The organism is Kocuria sp. CPCC 205260 (assembly GCF_040981045.1).
In the GTDB taxonomy this organism is placed as follows: Bacteria; Actinomycetota; Actinomycetes; order Actinomycetales; family Micrococcaceae; genus Kocuria; species Kocuria palustris.
The window spans coordinates 1-20,942 of the sequence record NZ_JAVKPT010000011.1 but is presented as its reverse complement, the minus strand read 5'-3'; the positions used below and the strand labels follow the sequence as shown (position 1 = coordinate 20,942).

Sequence of the window (20,942 nt, the reverse complement as noted above, 5' to 3'; positions counted from 1 at the left end):
GGTGGCCGCTGAGACCGCTGCCGAGGGGCCCGTGCTGATCATCGGCGCGGGCCTGCTCGGCGCCTCGGTGGGCCTGGGCCTGCGGCATCTGGGTGTGTCCACCTGGCTGCGCGATGCCTCCCCGACCGCCGAGGCCATCGGCGCGGACATCGGCGCCGGCAGCTCCGAGCGCCTGGCCCTGGCGGCGGGGGAGACCGTCCCCGAGCCGAGCCTGATCGTGGTCGCCACGCCTCCGGACGTGGTCGTGGAGACCGTGGCGCAGGCCCTGGCGGAGCACCCGCAGGCGATCGTCACGGACGTGGCCTCGGTCAAGTCCGTGATCCAGGAGGGTCTGCGCGCACGCGGTGCGGATCTGCGCCGCTACGTGGGCTCCCACCCCATGGCCGGGCGCGAGCGCTCCGGGCCGGTGGCCGCGCGCGGCGAGCTGTTCACGACCATGCCGTGGGTGCTGTGCGCAGCGCCGGAGACCGATCCGGCGGCCGTGAAGCGCGTGCGCTCGCTGGCCCAGGACCTGGGCGCGCACGTCACGGAGCTGGAGGCGGATGAGCACGACGCCGCCGTGGCCCTGATCTCGCACGTCCCCCAGGTGATGTCCTCGCTGCTGGCCTCGCGCCTGCAGGACACGCCGCTGCACCATCTGTCCCTGGCGGGGCAGGGGCTGCGCGACACCACGCGCATCGCCGCCTCCGATCCGGGGCTGTGGGTGCAGATCCTCTCGGCCAATGCCGGCTCGATCGTGCCGTCGCTGCACGGCGTGCGCGAGGACCTGGACCGGCTGATCAACACGCTGGAGGACCCCACGGGCCCGGGCGCGCGCCTGGACATGGCCGAGCTGATCGCCGAGGGCAATGCGGGTCAGGCCCGGATCCCGGGCAAGCACGGCGGAGCCCCCAAGGCCTTCGCCCAGCTCACCGTTCTGGTGGATGACAAGCCCGGCAAGCTGGGCGAGCTGTTCAGCGCGGTCGGCGAGACCGGGATCAACCTGGAAGACTTGCGCCTGGAGCACTCCCTGGGCCGGCGCGTCGGCCTGGCGGAGATCTCCGTGGACCCGAACCGTCGGGATGAATTGGTGGAGGCGCTCGAGCAGCGCGGATGGAAGGTGGTCCAGTGACCGAGCACAGCACCCAGGCCGTGGTGGCCATCGACGGACCCTCCGGGTCCGGCAAGTCCACGGTCTCCAAGGAGATCGCCCGCCGGCTGGACCTGGGCTACCTGGACACCGGTGCCATGTACCGCGCCGTGGCCTGGTGGGCCGTGCACTGCGGCATCGACCTGGGCGACGGCGATGCCGTGGTGGGAGCCGCCCGCACCGCACCGATCGAGGTCTCGACCGATCCCGATCAGCAGCAGGTCCGCGTGGACGGCCAGGACGTCACCGCGGCCATCCGCTCGACCGAAGTGACCGGCGCGGTCTCCTCGGTCTCCACCGTTCCGGAGGCGCGCGAGATCCTGGTCCAGCGCCAGCGTGAGATGATCGAGGCCTCCGGGCGCCGCATCGTGGCCGAGGGCCGCGACATCACCACCGTGGTGGCCCCCGACGCCGACGTCCGCGTGCTGCTCACCGCCTCCGAGGCGGCGCGGCTCTCGCGCCGCGGCGCCCAGCTGGGCTCGTCGCAGTCCAAGGAGGCGCTGGCCGCGCAGGTCACCGGCCGCGATGCCAAGGACTCCAAGCTCGTGAACTTCACCGACGCCGCCGACGGCGTCACGCACCTGGACTCCTCCGAGCTGAGCATCGAGCAGACCGTCACCGCCGTGATGGACCTGGTCCTGCGCGCGGTCCCCGAGCTCGCCTGAAGCTCCCGCATACTTTTCCCAGATACCTCAGAAGGAGGGGCCCGATGCCCGAGACCCCCGAGAACACGAACCCCGGCTCCGAGTGGTCCGGCCCCGGACCCGAGGGCGCACCGCAGCGCCCGGCGGATCAGTACGAGGAGAAGATCCTCGGCGGCGGCGATCAGGACATCTCCGAGCGCCTGGCCGCGATCGACGACGACGAGGCCGAGCTGCGCGCCGAGGCCCTGCGCGAGGGCCTGGAGGACTACGACCTCGACGAGGAGGACCTGGCCCTGCTCGCCGAGTGGGCCGGCGACGACGTCGCGGACCTGTACCGCAAGCCGGCCCCGGTGGTCGCTGTGGTCGGTCGCCCGAACGTCGGCAAGTCCACGCTGGTCAACCGCGTGATCGGCCGCCGCGAGGCCGTCGTGGAGGACGTCCCCGGCGTGACGCGCGACCGCGTGCGGTATTCCGCCGAGTGGATGGACCGGCCCTTCACCATGGTCGACACCGGCGGCTGGGAAGCCGATGCCACCGGCATCGACCACTCCGTGGCAGAGCAGGCCGAGCTGGCCGTGGAGCAGGCCGACGCCGTGCTGCTCGTCCTGGACACCACCGTGGGCGTGACCGCCACCGACGAAGCCATCGTGGGCATGCTGCGCCGGGCCAACAAGCCTGTCATCGTGGTGGCCAACAAGGCGGATTCGCAGGCCATGGAGCTGGAGGCCACCGCGCTGTGGTCGCTGGGCATGGGGGAGCCGTACCCGGTCTCCGCCCTGCACGGCAAGGGTGCGGCGGATCTGCTGGACGCCCTGTTCGAGATCCTGCCCGAGTTCTCCGAGGTGGCCGAGCCCGAGCTGGTCGGCGGACCGCGCCGCGTGGCACTCGTGGGCCGCCCCAACGTGGGCAAGTCCTCCATGCTCAACAAGCTGGCCGGCTCCGAGCGCGTGGTCGTCAACGAGCTCGCCGGCACCACCCGCGATCCCGTGGACGAGAACATCGAGCTCGGCGGGAAGACCTGGCGCTTCGTGGACACGGCGGGCATCCGTCGTCGTCAGCACATGGCCAAGGGCGCGGAGTACTACGCCTCGCTGCGCACGCAGTCGGCGATCGAACGCGCCGAGGTCGCGCTGATCCTGCTGGCGGTCGATGAGCCGCTGGCCGAGCAGGACGTGAGGATCGTGCAGACCTCGATCGACTCGGGCCGAGCGATCGTGCTGGCCTTCAACAAGTGGGACCTGCTCGACGAGGAGCGCCGGTACTACCTGGAGCGCGAGATCGAGAAGGACCTGGCGCACGTGGCCTGGGCCCCGCGCGTGAACGTCTCGGCCAAGACCGGCTGGCACAAGGACAAGCTCGTCCCCGCACTGGAGACCGCGCTGGAGTCCTGGGACACCCGCATCCCCACCGGGCGCCTCAACGCGTTCCTGGGCGAGCTCGTCGCCGCGCACCCGCACCCGCTGCGCGGCGGCAAGCAGCCGCGCATCCTGTTCGGCACGCAGGCCTCCACGCGCCCGCCCAAGTTCGTCCTGTTCACCACGGGCTTCCTGGATCCCGGCTATCGACGGTTCATCGCCCGACGGCTGCGCGAGACCTTCGGCTTCGAGGGCACCCCGATCGAGGTGACCATGCGCGTGCGCGAGCGCCGCTCCCGCAAGCGCTGAGCCCCGAACTCTCCACGACGGCCCCGATCCCTTCTGCGCGACAGGGATCGGGGCCGTCGTCGTGCCCGGGGCCGCGACGGCCGCTCGGTGAGTGTCCACGGGGCCTCCGCCGCGGGGCTCGGTGACGGACGCGCCCCGAAAAGTGTGGTCAGACCACATCGAGTGCGTAAGCTGGCCCACAACTGCTAGTACCCCCAAGGGGGCAGCGGCTCGCGTCGCGCTCCCGGAGATGGAGTCTCTGTGTTCTCGAAGATCCTGGTGGCCAACCGCGGTGAGATCGCGGTGCGCGCCTTCCGCGCGGCGTACGAGCTCGGGGCCAAGACCGTGGCCGTGTTCCCCTACGAGGATCGCAACTCGATCCACCGGCAGAAGGCCGATGAGGCCTACCGGATCGGGGAGGAGGGCCACCCGGTCAAGGCCTACCTGGACGTGGACGAGATCATCCGCGTGGCCCTGGAGTGCGGCGCCGATGCGATCTACCCCGGCTACGGCTTCCTGTCCGAGAATGCCGATCTGGCTCAGAAGTGCGCCGACAACGGCATCACGTTCATCGGCCCCGCAGCAGACGTCCTGAGCCTGGCCGGCGACAAGGTCGCAGCACTGAAGGCCGCCAAGAAGGCCGGGATCCCCACGCTGGACAGCTCCGAGCCCTCGGACGACAAGCAGCAGCTGCTCGAGTGGGGCAAGGAGATCGGCTTCCCGGTCTTCGTGAAGGCCGTGGCCGGCGGCGGCGGGCGCGGCATGCGTCGCGTGGAGTCCGAGGACAAGCTCGAGGACGCACTCGATGCCGCCATGCGCGAGGCCGGCACCGCGTTCGGCGATCCCACCGTGTTCCTGGAGCAGGCTGTGCTCAAGCCGCGGCACATCGAGGTCCAGGTCCTGGCCGATGCCACGGGCGAGACCGTGCACCTGTTCGAGCGCGACTGCTCGCTGCAGCGCCGCCACCAGAAGGTCATCGAGATGGCGCCCGCGCCGAACCTCGACGAGGACATCCGCCAGGCCCTGCACAAGGATGCCGTGGCGTTCGCGAAGGAGCTGGGCTACCTCAACGCCGGCACCGTCGAGTTCCTGGTGGACACCGTGGGCGAGCGCGCCGGGGAGCACGTGTTCATCGAGATGAACCCGCGCATCCAGGTGGAGCACACCGTGACCGAGGAGGTCACGGACGTCGACCTGGTCCAGGCCCAGATGCGCATCGCCGCGGGGGAGACCCTGGAGCAGATCGGCATCCGCCAGAAGGACCTGTACGTCCGCGGCTTCGCCATGCAGTGCCGCATCACCACGGAGGATCCGGCCAATGGGTTCCGCCCGGACGTCGGGAAGGTCTCGGCCTACCGCTCCGCGGGCGGTTCGGGCGTGCGCCTGGACGGCGGCACGATCTACGCCGGTGCGGAGATCTCCCCGCACTTCGACTCCATGCTGGTCAAGCTGACCTGCCGCGGCCGCGACTACCAGACCGCCGTGCACCGCGCCTCGCGCGCGCTCGCCGAGTTCCGCATCCGCGGCGTGGCCACCAACATCCCGTTCCTGCAGTCGGTGCTGCAGGATCCCGAGTTCCTGGACGGGCAGATCACCACCGACTTCATCGAGCGCCACCCGGAGCTGCTCGAGGCCCGCGGCTCCGCCGATCGCGGCACGCGCGCGCTGCAGTACCTGGCAGAGGTCACCGTCAACCAGCCCAACGGCCCGCGTGTGGAGGGCATCGATCCCCGCGAGAAGCTGCCGCGCCACCCCGGTGACAAGACCGAGGAGCCGGATCGCTCGCCGTTCGATGGGCCCTCCGAGGCGCCGTACCCCGAGGGCTGGCGCAGCTACCTGCTCGAGCACGGCCCGGAGGAGTTCGCGGCGCACCTGCGCTCCAAGACCTCGGTGGCCGTCACCGACACGACGTTCCGCGACGCCCACCAGTCCCTGCTGGCCACCCGCATCCGCACCCGTGACCTGCTGGCCGCCGCTCCCGCCTACGCGCACACCGTCCCGCAGCTGTTCTCCGTCGAGGCCTGGGGCGGGGCGACCTACGACGTCGCGCTGCGCTTCCTGGGTGAGGACCCCTGGGACCGGCTGGCCCGCCTGCGCGCGGCCATGCCGAACATCCCGATCCAGATGCTGCTGCGCGGGCGCAACACCGTGGGCTACACCCCGTACCCGGTGGAGGTCACGGACGCCTTCGTGCAGGAGGCCGCGGCCACCGGTGTGGACATCTTCCGCATCTTCGACGCCCTGAACGACGTCTCCCAGATGGAGCCGGCGATCAAGGCCGTCCGTGAGACCGGCACCGCCGTGGCCGAGGTGGCGCTGTGTTACACCTCCGACCTGCTGGATCCGTCCGAGACCGTCTACACGCTGGACTACTACCTGGATCTGGCCCAGCAGTGCGTCGACGCCGGCGCGCACATTCTGGCGATCAAGGACATGGCCGGTCTGCTGCGCCCGGAGGCCGCGCGCCGTTTGGTTACCGCGCTGCGTGAGAAGTTCGACCTGCCCGTGCACCTGCACACCCACGACACCGCCGGCGGGCAGGTGGCCACGCTGCTGGCCGCCGTCGAGGCCGGGGTGGATGCCGTGGACGTGGCCGCTGCCTCGATGGCCGGGACCACGTCTCAGCCGTCGGCCTCGGCGCTCGTCGCCGCGCTGAAGCACACGGAGCGCGAGACCGAGCTGTCCCTGGATGCGGTCTCCGACCTGGAGCCGTACTGGGAGATCGTGCGCGGGATCTACTCGCCGTTCGAGTCCGGGCTGGCCGGGCCCACCGGGCGCGTCTACCGCCACGAGATCCCGGGCGGTCAGCTGTCCAACCTGCGCCAGCAGGCGATCGCGCTCGGGCTGGGGGAGAAGTTCGAGAAGGTCGAGGACATGTACGCCGCGGCCGACCGGATGCTGGGGCACCTGGTGAAGGTCACGCCGTCGTCCAAGGTCGTGGGCGATCTGGCCCTGCAGCTCGTGGGCATGGACGTGGATCCGGCCGAGTTCGAGGCCAACCCGCAGAGCTTCGACATCCCCGATTCCGTGATCGGTTTCCTCAACGGCGAGCTCGGCACTCCGCCGGCCGGCTGGCCCGAGCCGTTCCGCTCCAAGGCGCTCGAGGGGCGGCACGAGACGCCCTCCGAGAAGGACCTCTCCGACGATGACCTGGCCGGTCTGAACTCGGACGACGCCGCCGTGCGCCGCTCTACGCTGAACCGGCTGCTGTTCCCCGGCCCCACGCAGGAGTTCGAGGCGCGCCAGGCGGAGTACGGCGACATGTCCGTGCTGCACACCCGCGACTTCCTCTACGGCCTGCTGCCGGACAAGGAGCACATCGTCTCCCTGGGCCGCGGCGTGCGCCTGCTGGTCACCCTGCAGGCCATCTCCGAGGCCGACGAGAAGGGCATGCGCACCGTGATGGTCACGCTCAACGGGCAGATGCGCATGCTCGAGGTCCGCGACACCTCGGTGGCCACGGACTTCGTGGAGGCCGAGAAGGCGGACAAGTCCAACCCGGGCCACGTGGCTGCGCCCTTCGCCGGTGCGGTGACGCCGACGGTCTCCGAGGGCGACAAGGTCGAGGCCGGCGACAAGATCGCCACGATCGAGGCCATGAAGATGGAGGCCTCGGTCACCACTCCCGTGGGCGGCACCGTCAAGCGCGTGGTCGTCCAGGGGCCGGCGCAGGTGGCCGGTGGGGATCTGGTGGTGGAGATCGAGACGGAGTGATCTCACTCGGTTCCTGAACGACGACGGCGGCCCCGGCGATCTGCGGATCGGCGGGGCCGTCACTCTTACTTCTCGATTGGATATTTCTGAATGAAAATTGAAGCCAGAGGATCAGGTCCATCGACCAAAATTCTAGTTGACGATATCCGTCTTAAAGATGCGACAATAAAAACCCAAGAAAATATTAATCTACCATTCGGTCTGGTGTATCTCAATAATCAACGGGTGTATGACGCCGAATTTTGGGTGGATGGGGCTCTTCAGTTCATAATACCGCCGTGGAGAGAATTGGTTGATCTCGCATACATGTCTGTAGAATCGGGGGATTGGAGGAGGGTTGACTCTATCCTGAACAACGTGAGTGAGCCGAAGTTGAACCTGCTCAGGAGAGTTGCTCGACTGAGTGAGAAGATCGAGGCCTCCCAGGAACGAAGGATGTTATTGTTGTGGCAATCATGGGGTCGAGTAATTTCGGTCTTTAACGACAACGCTAGAGAGCTTGCCGCCATTGTTGATGGTATTGAGTCCAATGATGGACCGCCGGATGTAACTTTTGAATTTCTTCCGCACCTGGATAGGGCCCTCATCAATTATGTGGTATCGTCCAAATTTGCCTTGGATCACTTGAAGTGGCTGAAAAAACGTCTCCCTAGCCGTCCGGAGTTTGGGGCGATCCCCTCCCGCCTGGGAAAGATTGAAAAGGTGGAGGTTGTCGCGTTTGCCTCCATTTTGAGAAACCATTTGACTCATGGCTCGATGGTGGACCCGTCGCAACGCATGGAATTCACAGAAGGGGCCACGAAGTTCACTCTAAATCTTATTCCCCGCGTTTTGCTTGATGAAGAGGATCCTAAAAATCCCCACCCGCGTGCAGCAAGGCTATATATTGAGAAGCACGCTGAAAGACTCTCTATCAAGGAATTTGCGGGCGATCTAAATAAGAACATACTTGAATTTTATGAGACAATATTTAATAATGTGAAGACTTGGCACGAACCCGAAATTTCCCGATTAACACAATGGCGAGACGAATTGAATGAATTGAAGATGAAGTTGGCATTGATATCTCAGCATGATCCAGTTGTCGATATCGAGCCGCTGTCGTATGATCTGACGTTCCGATAGGCCGTACTATTATCTCTGGGCAATAACATTGTCGAATCAGTAATACACTGAAGCGCTTAGGGTAAAAAATATTATTTTGTTTCCAATTGACTCATATCGACATTGAGGAGATTTAGTTTTATCGATCCATTTACTCAATATAGGGAATTGTTGGACTTCGCGGATAGTTGCGGTCGGCGCGAATCGGGGCGTTGAGCTGCATGAAAACTTGTGCGCTCGGGAGCCATCCAGCGAGTCGTGTGGTGGATTGACGTGCGTGATGGAAATTCGCCGTAGGCTGCTCCTCATCAAGTGGGTCGACGGATCAGGAGCCAGGGTGAAAAAGCAGGTCGAGGTCGTCGGTGCAGTGCTAGTCGACAGGCAGTCGGTGCTGGCTGCGCGGCGCAGCGAGCAGATGAGCCTGCCCGGCATGTGGGAGTTCCCCGGTGGGAAGATCGAGGCGGGGGAGACGCCCGAGGAGGCGCTGGCTCGCGAGCTCGTCGAGGAGCTGCAGTGCACCGCCGAGATTGGTGCGCACGTGGAGACCACGGTCTACGAGTACGAGAAGATCATCGTCTCCCTGGCCACCTACTACTGCACCCTGCGCCAGGGCACGCCCCGGCTGACGGAGCACTCTGAGATCCGCTGGGTGCCCGTGGAGGAGCTGCGCAAGCTGGACTGGGCGCCGGCGGACATCCCCGCTGTCGAGCGCGTGATCCAGGACCTGCAGGCATGAAGCGCGAGGCGCTCCGCGCCGACACTGCCTTCGGCTTCCTGGACAGGCAGACCGCCTCGGAGCAGCTGCACCACCCGGTGCTGATCTCCAATGACGACGAGAACACGATGCTGCGCCGCATCCTCGACGAGCTGCGCCGCTCCCGCAGCTTCCTGTTCTCCGTCGCGTTCGTGACCACCGATGCCCTGGCGATGCTCAAGCAGCCGCTGCTCGACTTCGTGGCCGCCGGCGGCACCGGGCGGATCGTCACCTCCACGTACCTCAACTTCAACGCCCCGGACGCGCTGCGCGAGCTGCTCGCCCTGCCCGGCATCGAGGTCTACGCCCACCTGGATCCCAAGCGCGGTTTCCACTCCAAGGGCTACGTCTTCGACCAGGAGCTGGGCACCACCGCGATCATCGGCAGCTCGAACCTGACGTCGAACGCGCTGCTGCGCAATCGCGAGTGGAACCTGCGCTTCTCCGCGCTGCCCGAGGGCGATATCGCCGAGCAGCTGCGCACGGCCGTGGACCGGCAGATCGACGAGGCCGTCGTGCTCACCCACGAGCTCATCGACGCCTATGCGATCGAGTACGCGCAGCGTCCGCAGCTCGTGGCGGCTCCCGTCGACGGCTTCCTCCCGCCGGCGTCGTCGGGGATCCCGACGACGATTGTGCCCAACTCCATGCAGGAGGAGGCGCTCGAGCGGATCGAGCGGCTGCGCCTGGCGGGGGAGCGGCGGGCCCTGGTCATCTCCGCGACGGGCACCGGCAAGACGATCCTGGGCGCGCTGGAAGTGCGCCAGGCGAAACCACGGAAGATGCTGTTCGTGGTGCACCGCGAGCAGATCGTGGACAAGGCGCTCAGCGAGTTCCGACGCGTGCTCGAAGAGCCTGCCGATCAGTTCGGCAAGTTCGTGGCGCAACGACGGGAACTGGACCGGCGATATGTCTTCGCCACGATCCAGTCGATCTCCCGTCCTGGGGCGCTGGAGGAGATCGAGGCCGCCGGCTTCGACTACGTGATGATCGATGAGGTGCATCGCTCCGGCTCGCGCACCTACCGGGAGATGATCGATCGGCTCACCCCGGATTTCCTCCTGGGGCTCACCGCCACTCCGGAGCGCACGGATGCCGTCGACGTGTTCGAGCTCTTCGATCACAACGTGGCCTATGAGATCCGCCTGCAGGCGGCACTGGAAGCCGACATGCTCGTGCCGTTCCACTACTACGGCGTGCAGGACTTCCAGTACGAGGACGGCACCACCGTCGATGAGACCGCGCAGCTCTCCCGACTCGTGGCTCCCGAGCGCGTGCACCATCTACTGCGGATGATCGAGGCCTACGGGCACAAGGGCGAGGTGCGCGGGCTGATCTTCTGCAGCCGTGTGGAAGAAGCGCGCGAGCTCAACGAGCTGCTGAATCTCTCCGCGGTCAATGGCCAGCGGTTGAGGACGGAAGCACTCACGGGTGCGCAGTCGCAGCAGGAGAGGACGGCCGTCGTCGAACGGCTGGAGAACGGAGAGCTCGACTACATCCTGACGGTCGACATCTTCAACGAGGGCATCGACATCCCGTCGCTGAATCAGGTGGTGATGATGCGGCAGACGCAGTCGCGGATCATCTTCACCCAGCAGCTCGGGCGCGGGCTGCGGCTGGCCGAGGGCAAGGACCATCTGCGGGTCATCGACTTCATCGGCAACTACACGAACAACTACATGATCCCCATGGCGCTGTTCGGAGATTCGTCGCTGAACAAGGATCAGCTGCGTCGGCAGGTCCTGGGCGCGCAGACGGCAGGGGCGATCTCCGGGCTGTCGTCCGTGAACTTCGACGAGATCTCCCGCGACGCCATCCTGCGCTCCATCTCCGAGACGAACCTCGATTCGCTGGCCAACCTCAAGACCGCGTATCGCGAGATGCACCAGCGGCTGGGGCAGCAGCCGTGGCTCATGGACTTCGCCCGGTTCGAGACGGTGGATCCGGTGGTGCTGGCGACGGCACGGGCGACGTCGTACTGGGACTTCCTGGTGAAGGCCAAGGCCGCTGATGCGGCTCCCACCGCGCAGCAGCGCGGATTCCTGGCGTTCCTGAACCATGAGCTGCTGCCCGGCAAGCGCCCGCACGAACTCCTGCTGGTGCAGGCGCTGCTCGATGGCCAGTCCCTGACGCGCCCCGAGTTCCGCGAGCTGCTGCGCTCACAGGACCTGGCTGACGACGTTCGTACGGTGCTGTCGAGCGAACGGGTGCTGTCCTACCGGTTCTTCACGCAACAGGAGACGACGAAGTACGGCGGCGCGGGCGTCGTCGAGAGGACGGGGGAGCGGTACCGGCTCTCGGAGGCGTTCCTGGCCGAATGGGAGGCCGACGAGACGTTCCGGGCCCACGTGCGCGATGCGATCGAGACTGGGCTGTACCTGGCGCGGCATCGTCACGGTTGGCGCAGCGAGCTGCAGCAGGGGCAGCGGTACTCGCGCAAGGACGTGTGCCGGTTGCTGGGGTGGGAGTCGAACCAGCAGGGCGTGATCTTCGGGTACAAGATCGACGCCGCCACGCAGACTTGCCCGATCTTCATCACCTACCACAAGGACGACGACGTCTCCGCGTCCACCAAGTACGAGGACGAGCTGCTGGATCCGCAGACCGTGCGCTGGTACACGCGCAGCCGAAAGACGCTGCAGTCTGTCGACGAGCGTCGGATCGCCGCCGAAGAGGTCCCGCTGCACGTGTTCGCCAAGAAGGACGACGCGGAGGGCACCGACTTCTTCTACCTGGGCCAGGCCGCGCCACGGGAGGCAGAGCAGACGCAGATGCCCGGCGGGTCCGGGAAGATGCTGGACGTGGTGACGATGAAGCTGGACCTCGAGGCGCCGCTGGACGACAGCCTGTACGAGTACTTCCTGCGCCCGACGTCGCCGGACGCGTCGATGTGAACTTGGCGCGGCAGTGGGGTAGAGTACTGCGAGTGCTCGGAGCGATCCGGGTGCAGTGGACGGCAACGTCCACGGGATGTGGCGCAGCTTGGTAGCGCACCTGACTGGGGGTCAGGGGGTCGCAGGTTCAAATCCTGTCATCCCGACTTTTGTCCTGAGTCGCGACATCGTTGACAGACGATGTCGCGGCTCAGGCTTTTTTCATATGGGTCGTTTTCTCCGTCATGGCCGTAGGGTGTTTCGGTCGGGACATAGGTTCAGCGCAACGGGGCTTGGTGGACGTGGACTGCGAAGCACAGTAGACCTAAGACTCAACGTCACCTAGCGAGGTGGGACATTCTCGAGGCCCCGTTCAAGTAGTATGAATACACTGCGAGGTGCGTCCTGAGCGCAGAGGAGCGTGACGCAATGAGGTGTGGGATGGAGATGCAGACCTGTCGCAGGTCGCCGGCGGGGAATTGGAAACCGAGGCACTTGCCTGCGCCCGTATGCGGTGATTCCCGTTGATTCAATCCCTCACTGACTACCAGGCGAAGTACTTTGCGCATGAGCTACAGCGCAGCTACGCCAACGACCACGTCGGCAAGCTCGCCGGCCTGCTGTTCGACGCGCAGGTCGAGCCTAAGCCCCACCAGATCGATGCGGCTCTGTTCGCGCTACAGACCCCGTTCCTGCCAGGCGTGATCCTGGCCGACGAGGTCGGCCTCGGCAAGACCATCGAGGCGGGCATCGTCATCTCGCAGTACTGGGCCGAGCGCAAGCGGCGCGTCCTGATCATTGCGCCCTCGAGTTTGCGCCAGCAGTGGAAGCAGGAGCTGTATGAGAAGTTCCTGATCCCGTCCACGATCCTCGACGCCAGGTCGAAAGACGCGCTGCTCGCGAAGACGGACACGCGTGCCGCTGAGGTGCTGATCTGTTCCTACGAGTTCGTCCTCCGACACGAGACCTCACTACTAAAGGCGTGGGACCTCGTGGTGGCAGACGAAGCCCACCGCCTGCGCAGCTACTGGAACGGCAAGGCCAAGATGGCCGAGGCTGTCTCGCACGTCGCCCGCAGCGCGCACAAAACGGTGCTGCTCACGGCGACACCGCTGCAGAACAAGCTCGAGGAGCTGTACGGGCTCGTGTCGATCTTCGACCCCGACTACTTCTACTCGCTCGACGCGTTCCGTGAGCGCTACATCAAGAGCCGCGACAGGACCGGCGACGACGACCTGGTCGAGCGTGTAGCGGCGATCTCTAAGCGCACGCTCCGCAAGGACGCCAACAAGTACATCCGGTTCACCAAGCGCATGCCGCTGACGGTGGAGTTCACGCCGTCGCCCGACGAGGTGCGCCTGTACGACCTTGTCAACGACTACCTGCAGCGCGATGAGCTGTTCGCGTTCGCGGGATCGCAGCGCCATCTCTCGGCGCTCATCATTCGCAAGCGCCTCGGTTCGTCGACACATGCCGTGGCGAGCACCCTGGAAAACATCGCCAACCGCCTGGCAGACGAGGTGGCCGCTGGCAAGCTCCGTGACAACCGAGGTGGGCTGTTCCTGGCCGACTTTGAGTCTGGTGACGAACTCGAGGAGGAGATCGTCGAAAGAGCCGAGGCCACGACGGCTCAGACGTCGAGCGCGCAGCTCGATGCCGAGACCCTCAAGCGCATGCGCGCCGAGGTGGATGAGCTCCGCGAGTATGTGGCGCTTGCTCGTTCGATCACGGTCAACCAGAAGGCCGTGAAGCTCAACGAGGCCCTCGATATGGGCTTTGAGCGCCTGCGTGAGCTGGGTGCCGCCGAGAAGGCGATCATCTTCACTGACTCGACGAAGACGCAGGAGTACATCGCCCGCACGCTGGCCGACGCTGGTCGCGGCGAGGGCATCGTGCTGTTCAACGGATCGAACACCTCACCTGAGCAGACGGCGATCTACCAGGCGTGGCTGACTGCCAACAAGGACGGCGATCTGATCACGGGCATCCCGGCGGTCGATCGTCGAAAAGCGCTCGTGGACTACTTCCGCGAGCAAGGCACGATCATGATCGCCACCGAGGCGGCGGCTGAGGGCATCAACCTGCAGTTCTGCTCGATGCTGGTCAACTACGACCTGCCGTGGAACCCGCAGCGCGTCGAGCAGCGCATCGGTCGTGTGCACCGCTTCGGCCAGAAGCACAACGTCGTTGTCGTGAACTTCAGCAACAAGGGCAACGTCGCCGAGCAGCGCATCCTCGAGCTGCTGACCAACAAGTTCCAACTGTTCTCGAGCGTGTTCGGCGCCAGCGACGAGGTGCTTGGCGCGGTGGAGGACGGCCTCGACTTCGAGAAGCGGATCAGCGACATCCTCACCCGCTGCAAGACGGCCGGCGAGATCGATGCGGCATTCAAGCAGCTTGAGGATCAGTTCGCAGGCGAGATCTCGAGGGAGATGGCCAGCGCCAAGGCCAAGGTCTTCGACCACCTCGACCCGCACGTGCAGGATCGCCTGAAGGCGTACGACGAGCAGTCGGGCGACGTTCTCAATAAGTTCGAGCGTCTCCTGCTTGCGATCACCCAGCACGAACTCCGCGATGTCGCGACGTTCGAGGGCGACGGCCGCACGTTCGTGCTGAACCAGGCTCCTACCAAGGATGCGCCGACGGGCCGCTACTTCTTCAAGTCGAAACCGCTCCCGAACGCGCACCAGTATCGCTACGCTAGCCCGCTCGCGCAGCACGTCGCAGACACCGCGAAGGCGCACGAGACGCCGCAGCGCGAGCTAACCTTCTCGCTCGGCCAGTCGAAGCGGGCCAGCAACGCTGTCAAGGCGCTCGAGGGCAAGAGTGGCGAGCTGACGGTCAACTTGCTGACCTTCACGATGCGAGCACGCGACGAGGACATCTCCGAGTCGTACATGCTCGCCGGTGGCATGACCGACGACGGCCAGTACCTGGATGAGGAGTACGTCGCCGACATCCTCGACCTCGCCTGCCAAGGCGTGGGTGAACAACCTGTCTCGGTCGATGTCGCCAAGGTCGAGCCGCAGCTCAAGGCGCGGCTCGGTGAGTTGGAGAAAGAAGTTCAGGGCCGGAATTCTCGGTATTACGACCAGCAGGAGGAGCTGCTCTACCGCAATCAGCAGGATCGCAAGGCGGAGCACGAAGCCAAGATTCGCGAGTACCGCACCAAGGAGAAGGAAGCGCGGAAGGCAGCGAAGCAGGCGGATGACCCGATGGAGCAGCTCAAGCTCAAGCGCGAGGCCCGCAAGTGGGAGCGCCGGGCCGACGAAGCCGACGACGACTTCCGCGACGCACGCCGCAAGCTGCAGTCCGAGATTGACGAGAAGCTCGACATGATCGAGCAATCCCTGCAAAGCACCCAGGACACCGAGCACCTGTTCGCGATCCGTTGGCGCATCGTCGCGTAAAGGTCAGCGTTCACAAAAGACATCGAAATTGTTAAACTGAGGAACGAGAAATACCCGATGAGCGAAGAAATCCACGAAACACCATCCACCACCCCGAACTTCCAGACCGAGCTGGCAGCGCAGCTTGCTGAGCTGATCCCCGAGGTCATTGCCGACGGCAAGGTGGACGTGGAGAAGCTCAAGGAGCTGCTGGACGGCGACGCGGCCGACACCAGCGAGCGGTTTGGGCTGTTCTGGCCGGGCAAGAAGCGCGCCCTTCGAGCCGCGCAGGAGCCGACGACAGCGACGCTGCGCCCCGACTTTGATAACTCGAAAGACTGGGACACCACCAAGAACGTGTTCATCGAGGGCGACAACCTCGAGGTGCTGAAGATCCTGCAGAAGCACTACCACGCCAAAATCAAGATGATCTACATCGATCCTCCGTACAACACCGGCAAGGACTTCGTCTATCCGGACAACTACAAGGAGGGGCTCGACACCTACCTCGAGTGGACGCGCCAGGTCAACGAGGAGGGCAAGAAGCTCTCGACCAATGCCGACACCGAGGGGCGCTACCACTCGAACTGGCTCAACATGATCTATCCGCGGTTGAAGCTGGCGCGGAACCTGCTCACGCAGGATGGCGTGATCTTTCTGTCAATTGATGACCACGAGTACGACAATCTCAAGAAGCTCTGCAATGAAGTCTTTGGCGAGTCCAACTATCTGAATACGTTCGTCTGGGTCAGCAACCTTAAGGGTCGCCAGATCGCTGCCAGCGGCGCGGCTGGCACCAAGGAGTACGTCCTTTGCTATGCGCGCCAAGGGGACGATGCGGGTGGATTTATCGGCTCAGGAGCAAAGCTCAAGAAGCTGATGCCCTCTATTTACAAGGGGTTCAGCTACAAGGCTGAGCACGACGAGCGTGGTGCGTATGTCCTCAAGAATGAGCTCTACAACACCAACTCTGCATTTAACGAGGTGACTCGCCCCAACCTCGTCTTCGACATCTACTACAACACGGAGACGGGCGATGTGAAGACTGCCGATGTATCCACCGCGCATGTGTACGACGGCTATATCAAGATCGCCCCGAAGCAGAACAACAACGGGACAAACAAGTATCACGCGTTCCGGTGGAGCCGACGCAAAGTCGAATCGGAATCGCATGACCTGGCCTTTATGGAGGGAGCCTCCGGCTGGAAGGTCTACACGAAGGTGCGCGATGTCGATGGAGCGACCGTCAAAGACCTCGTCATGGACATCACTACCAACGAGGGGTCGGCTGACATCAAGGCAATTGGACTCGACCCGAAGTGGTTCGACTACCCGAAGCCGGTGAACCTCGTGAAGCTGCTCGTTGACGTGGCCGCGGACAAGGAGTCGATCGTTCTCGACTTCTTTGCTGGTTCTGGTACGACTGCGCACGCGGTCATGTCACTCAACGCGGAAGACGGTGGTAATCGGAAGTTCGTTCAGGTTCAGCTTCCAGAGCCGCTTCTCGAAGGGCACCCGGCTCGAAAAGTGGGTCACGATTCAATTGCGGACATCTCGGTGTCTCGGATTCGGGCCGCTGGGTCCCGTCTTCAGAGAGAGTCAAGCAGCCGCTTGTCCGGTGGTCACGACCTGGACTTTGGAGTGCGTACCTACCGACTCGCGGACACGAACTTTACGAAGTGGAAGCAGTCGAGCGAGGTCGATCTGAATCAGCTTGAGCAACATCTTCTCGACTTGCGCGACAGCAGCAGTGCGGACGACGCCTCGGCCGATGACCTCCTCACGGAGATCCTCCTCAAGCAGGGCTACTCCCTGACCGAGCAGATCGCCCCAGTCGAAGTAGCCGGCCTGGACCTGCGCTCGGTGGGCGATGGCATCGTGCTCGCCTACCTGAACGAGCACGTCAAGCCGACGCTCGAGCAGTTGCGTGCGGTCGTGGATGAAGACCCCGCTCGCTTGATCGTCCTTGAGGATGCGTTCCAGGGCGACGACCAGCTCAAGACCAACCTGGCTCAGCTCTGCAAGAGCAAGGGCATCGAGCTCTGGACGGCCTAATCATGGGAGACAACACAGCGAGGAGCGGATTCAAGTTCGACGCCAGTCAGCCGTACCAGCTCGACGCGATCAACTCGGTCGTCGAGTTGTTCGACGGGCAGCCGAGGGATGCCGAGAAGCTCGAGACGACGCTGCGCGGCCAGGTAGCCGCTTTCGACGAGACGGAGAACGCGGCGCTGGACCTCGACCTTTTGCAGGAGGTTGGCGCGGTCGGGAACCGCCTGGTGCTCGACCGTGACACGGTGCTTGCCAACTTGCAGCGCGTGCAGGACAAGAACGGTCTCGAGGTCGCCTCGAAGCTGTTTGATGACTCCGGCCTGGACTTCGATATCGAGATGGAGACGGGTACGGGTAAGACGTACGTGTACCTCCGCACCATCTTTGAGCTCGCCGAGCGGTACAACTTCACGAAGTTCGTCATCCTGGTGCCGAGCGTGGCGATCCGTGAGGGCGTGAACACGAGCATTCGCCTCATGCGTTCGCACTTCGAGGACCTGTACAAGAAGCGCAACATCACGTTCGACTCGTCGGTCTATAGCGGTAAGACGGCTGAGGAGGTGCAGTCGTTCGCGACGTCGACGAACGTGCAGATCATGGTGATGACGATCGACTCGATCCGTGGCAACGCGAACACGCGTATCATCCACCAGACGCGCGACAAGCTGAACGGTCTCAAGCCGATCGACTACCTGAAGGCGACGCATCCGGTCGTCATCATGGACGAGCCGCAGAACATGGAGTCCCTGCTCTCGCAGTCGGCCGTGAGCGAACTCGACCCCGTGTTTACGCTGCGCTACAGCGCGACGCACAAGAAGCTCCGGAACGTCGTCTACCGGCTCGATCCGGTCGACGCGCATGACCTCGGTCTGGTGAAGCAGATCGTGGTGGCCGACGTGCAGCAGCAAGGAGCGGACGCGACGCCGTACATCAAGCTGGTCGAGGTCAAGAACGACAAGGGCTGGGTCGCTCGCCTGGAGCTGTCCTGCCGCAAGGCCGACGGTTCGCTCGAGCGGCGCGTGGTGAACGTCAAACAGAACCAGGAGCTGTCCGATCCTCGCCTGACGAACAACGCGAGCTATGACGGTTGGCGCGTCAACGAGATGAGCATCGAGCCGGCCTACGTTGACCTGACGCTCCATGGCTACCTGTACCAGGGCGAAAGCATCGGCGGATCGTCGGGCGCGATCTACAAGGAGATGATCCGCGAGACGATCAAGGAGCACCTGCGCAAGGAGACGCAACTGCGTGCCGAGGGCATCAAGGTGCTCAGCCTGTTCTTCATCGACAAGGTCGAGAGCTTCCTCGGCGACGGCTCGAACAACCTCGATGCGAACGGCCAGTTCGTGCAGTGGTTCGACGAGCTGTTCCGTGAAGAGCGTGCCAAGTCGCCGCAGTGGCAGGAGTTGCTCCCTCAGGACCCGGCCGAGCTGCGTCGCGGCTACTTCTCTGTCCTCAAGGGCAAGAAAGGTGCCGCAGACAAGTTCCAGGACACGTCCGGCACGACCAAGGCAGATGACGACGCGTACGAGCTGATCATGCAGCAGAAGGAACGCCTGCTCGACGAGAACGAGCCGACACGGTTCGTCTTCAGCCACTCTGCGCTGCGTGAGGGCTGGGACAACCCGAACGTCTTCCAGATCTGCACGTTGCGGGAGATGGGTGCCGAGACCGAGCGACGCCAGACGCTCGGACGTGGTCTGCGCCTGCCTGTCGCAAAGAGCGCGGGTGGCTATGAGCGTGTCGCCGATCGTGGCATCGCGACGCTGACCGTGGTGGCGAACGAGCCGTATAAGCAGTTCGCGGATGCGCTCCAGAAGGAATACAAGGAAGCGGGCGTCGAGATCGGGCGTGTGCGCAAGGCGGAGTTCTCGAAGATCCCGCTGCAGAACCCTGACGGTTCGCTTACCGATGAGAACCTCGGCTACGAGGGTTCCGTGTCGATCTGGGAGCACCTGCTCGAGCAGAAGTTCATCGACAAGGACGGCGTTGTGCAGCCGAAGTTCCAGCCAAACACGCTCGACTTCAGCCTCAACATGCCCGTCGACTTCATGTGGGCTGAGCCGGTCGTTATCGAACTGGTCGGTCGCGCCAACATCGGCAAGTACGTGAAGCCGAAGAGCAAGCGCCATTCCCGAACCCTGAACAAGGAGCTGTTCGCGAACCCGGAGTTCGAGAAGTTCTGGGAGACGATCAGTCGCCGCACTACGTACCGCGTCGAGGTGGAACGCGACAAGATCATCGAGAACTCGGTCAGGGCGATCAAGGAGGCACCGGACATCGACCCGCTGCGCATCCAGGTCACCCGCGCAGGCGTGAAGGTGCTTCGCGGTGGCGCGAAGGGCCAGGAACTCGGGTCACGTCAGCAGGAACTCCGAGGCAGCTACGACCTGCCCGACATCATCGGAGAACTGCAGGAGGCCACTTCCCTCACCCGCAAGACCATTGTCGACGTCCTCGTCGGCAGTGGCCGGCTGGGTGAGTTCATCGCGAACCCGAACGACTTCATCGCGATGGCGAAGCGCCTCATGCAGACTGAACTCGCGAAGCTTGTCGTCGACGGCGTGCAGTACGAGAAGATCGCAGGTTCTGTCTACGAGCTGCGTGAACTGCGCAAGGACGGCGAAGAGGAGAAGGAGCGCTTCCTCGACCAGATGTACAAGCTGGAGAACGCGGACAAGTCGACCTTCGACTACGTCGTTTACGACTCTGACCCCGAGCGCCAGTTCGCGGAACTGCTCGACGGCCGCGAGGACATCAAGTTCTTCATGAAGCTGCCAGATAGGTTCAAGATCGACACCCCGGTCGGGCCGTACAACCCGGACTGGGCGATCGTGAAGCACGAGGACGGCGAAGAGCGGGTGTACATGATCCGCGAGACGAAGAGCACGGAAGACGAGACCAAGCGCCGCCCGACAGAGAACGCCAAGATCAAGTCTGCGAAGCGACACTTCGAGGCGATCGGTGTGCCGGAATATGCAGTTTCAGTGCCCCAAGCGTGGAAGCTCTGACGGTTCTTTACGGATTAAGAGCCCTGGGTTTCGTTCCGAGGTTAGGGCACCGAGCGCGCGGTCACCGCGGGCTCAGTGCAAGCAGTCTCGACCTCGACCGGTGTCCGGTCCTCCGAGTCCTTTGTGGAGCCGGCCGGTGTTCCGCCAGTGGACCCAGTCCAGCGTCGCGATCTTCTCGGTCCTGGTGCCGGTTCTGGTCACCGCCCTGACGATCGCTTACGACCTGCTGGTCGGCGGGCTGCTTGTCGCGATCCTGGGCGGGCTCACCTGGCGGCGCGGCAATGCGGTGGGGGCGGCGAGCTCGATGGTCGCCGGTGCCATCGCCGTGGTCATCGGGATGATCGCCTTCGGCGTGATGGCCAATGCGCCGATCTACATCGGGCTGGCGGTCTCGGCGGTCGTGTTCGTCGCCGTCTCGCTGGCCACCCGGCCCACGGATCCTGACGTGCTGCGGTTCTGGGACGAGCGGCTGGCGGCTCGGGAGAGCGCTCCTCCGGAGGAGCGGGCCTCCGCGGCCTGATCGACCCGACGACGGCGGGGCGTGCACTTCAGCGGTGCCCCCCGTTACCTTTTCGGCGGCGCCTGGATCGATCAGGATGAGCAGGTGCCGGCCAGCCGGTCCTCGGCAT

The 20,942-nt window shown here is 64.5% G+C and carries 11 protein-coding genes and 1 tRNA gene; all 12 read left to right on the top strand.

From position 1 onward, the window contains the following. Window position 1 precedes the first annotated feature (1 nt). The 12 genes from RF645_RS12495 (at window position 2) to RF645_RS12440 (ending at window position 20,833) form a co-directional block, all read left to right on the top strand. A complete protein-coding gene (locus tag RF645_RS12495; RefSeq protein WP_368819206.1) occupies window positions 2-1,111 on the top strand; it encodes a prephenate dehydrogenase in 1,110 nt (369 codons plus the stop codon). Beyond that, window positions 1,108-1,794: a (d)CMP kinase gene (gene cmk, locus RF645_RS12490; protein WP_368819205.1), complete on the top strand. Its 687-nt coding sequence runs from the start codon at window positions 1,108-1,110 to the stop codon at window positions 1,792-1,794. The genes RF645_RS12495 and cmk overlap by 4 nt, the downstream gene beginning before the upstream one ends. Window positions 1,795-1,838: 44 nt before the next feature. Beyond that, the gene (gene der, locus RF645_RS12485) at window positions 1,839-3,437 is read left to right on the top strand and encodes a ribosome biogenesis GTPase Der (protein ID WP_368819204.1); all 1,599 of its coding nucleotides are present in this window, start codon (window positions 1,839-1,841) and stop codon (window positions 3,435-3,437) included. 240 nt (window positions 3,438-3,677) lie between these two features. Beyond that, the gene (locus tag RF645_RS12480; RefSeq protein ID WP_368819203.1) at window positions 3,678-7,130 is read left to right on the top strand and encodes a pyruvate carboxylase; all 3,453 of its coding nucleotides are present in this window, start codon (window positions 3,678-3,680) and stop codon (window positions 7,128-7,130) included. A gap of 90 nt (window positions 7,131-7,220) precedes the next feature. Then, window positions 7,221-8,255 carry a hypothetical protein gene (locus RF645_RS12475; protein WP_368819202.1) on the top strand — a complete coding sequence of 345 codons (1,035 nt, stop codon included), beginning with the start codon at window positions 7,221-7,223 and terminating at the stop codon, window positions 8,253-8,255. A 316-nt stretch (window positions 8,256-8,571) separates the two neighbouring features. Further along, window positions 8,572-8,970 carry a (deoxy)nucleoside triphosphate pyrophosphohydrolase gene (locus tag RF645_RS12470; RefSeq protein WP_006215806.1) on the top strand — a complete coding sequence of 133 codons (399 nt, stop codon included), beginning with the start codon at window positions 8,572-8,574 and terminating at the stop codon, window positions 8,968-8,970. After that, window positions 8,967-11,882: a DUF3427 domain-containing protein gene (locus tag RF645_RS12465; RefSeq protein WP_368819201.1), complete on the top strand. Its 2,916-nt coding sequence runs from the start codon at window positions 8,967-8,969 to the stop codon at window positions 11,880-11,882. The genes RF645_RS12470 and RF645_RS12465 overlap by 4 nt, the downstream gene beginning before the upstream one ends. Window positions 11,883-11,954: 72 nt before the next feature. Then, window positions 11,955-12,028 (top strand) — tRNA-Pro (locus RF645_RS12460). A 357-nt stretch (window positions 12,029-12,385) separates the two neighbouring features. Beyond that, window positions 12,386-15,271: an SNF2-related protein gene (locus tag RF645_RS12455; RefSeq protein ID WP_058870835.1), complete on the top strand. Its 2,886-nt coding sequence runs from the start codon at window positions 12,386-12,388 to the stop codon at window positions 15,269-15,271. A 57-nt stretch (window positions 15,272-15,328) separates the two neighbouring features. Continuing rightward, the gene (locus RF645_RS12450) at window positions 15,329-17,305 is read left to right on the top strand and encodes a site-specific DNA-methyltransferase (protein WP_058870836.1); all 1,977 of its coding nucleotides are present in this window, start codon (window positions 15,329-15,331) and stop codon (window positions 17,303-17,305) included. Between the two features lie 2 nt (window positions 17,306-17,307). After that, window positions 17,308-20,313 carry a DEAD/DEAH box helicase family protein gene (locus tag RF645_RS12445; RefSeq protein WP_058870837.1) on the top strand — a complete coding sequence of 1,002 codons (3,006 nt, stop codon included), beginning with the start codon at window positions 17,308-17,310 and terminating at the stop codon, window positions 20,311-20,313. Window positions 20,314-20,449: 136 nt separating this feature from the next. After that, window positions 20,450-20,833 carry a hypothetical protein gene (locus RF645_RS12440; protein WP_058870838.1) on the top strand — a complete coding sequence of 128 codons (384 nt, stop codon included), beginning with the start codon at window positions 20,450-20,452 and terminating at the stop codon, window positions 20,831-20,833. Window positions 20,834-20,942: the final 109 nt, after the last annotated feature.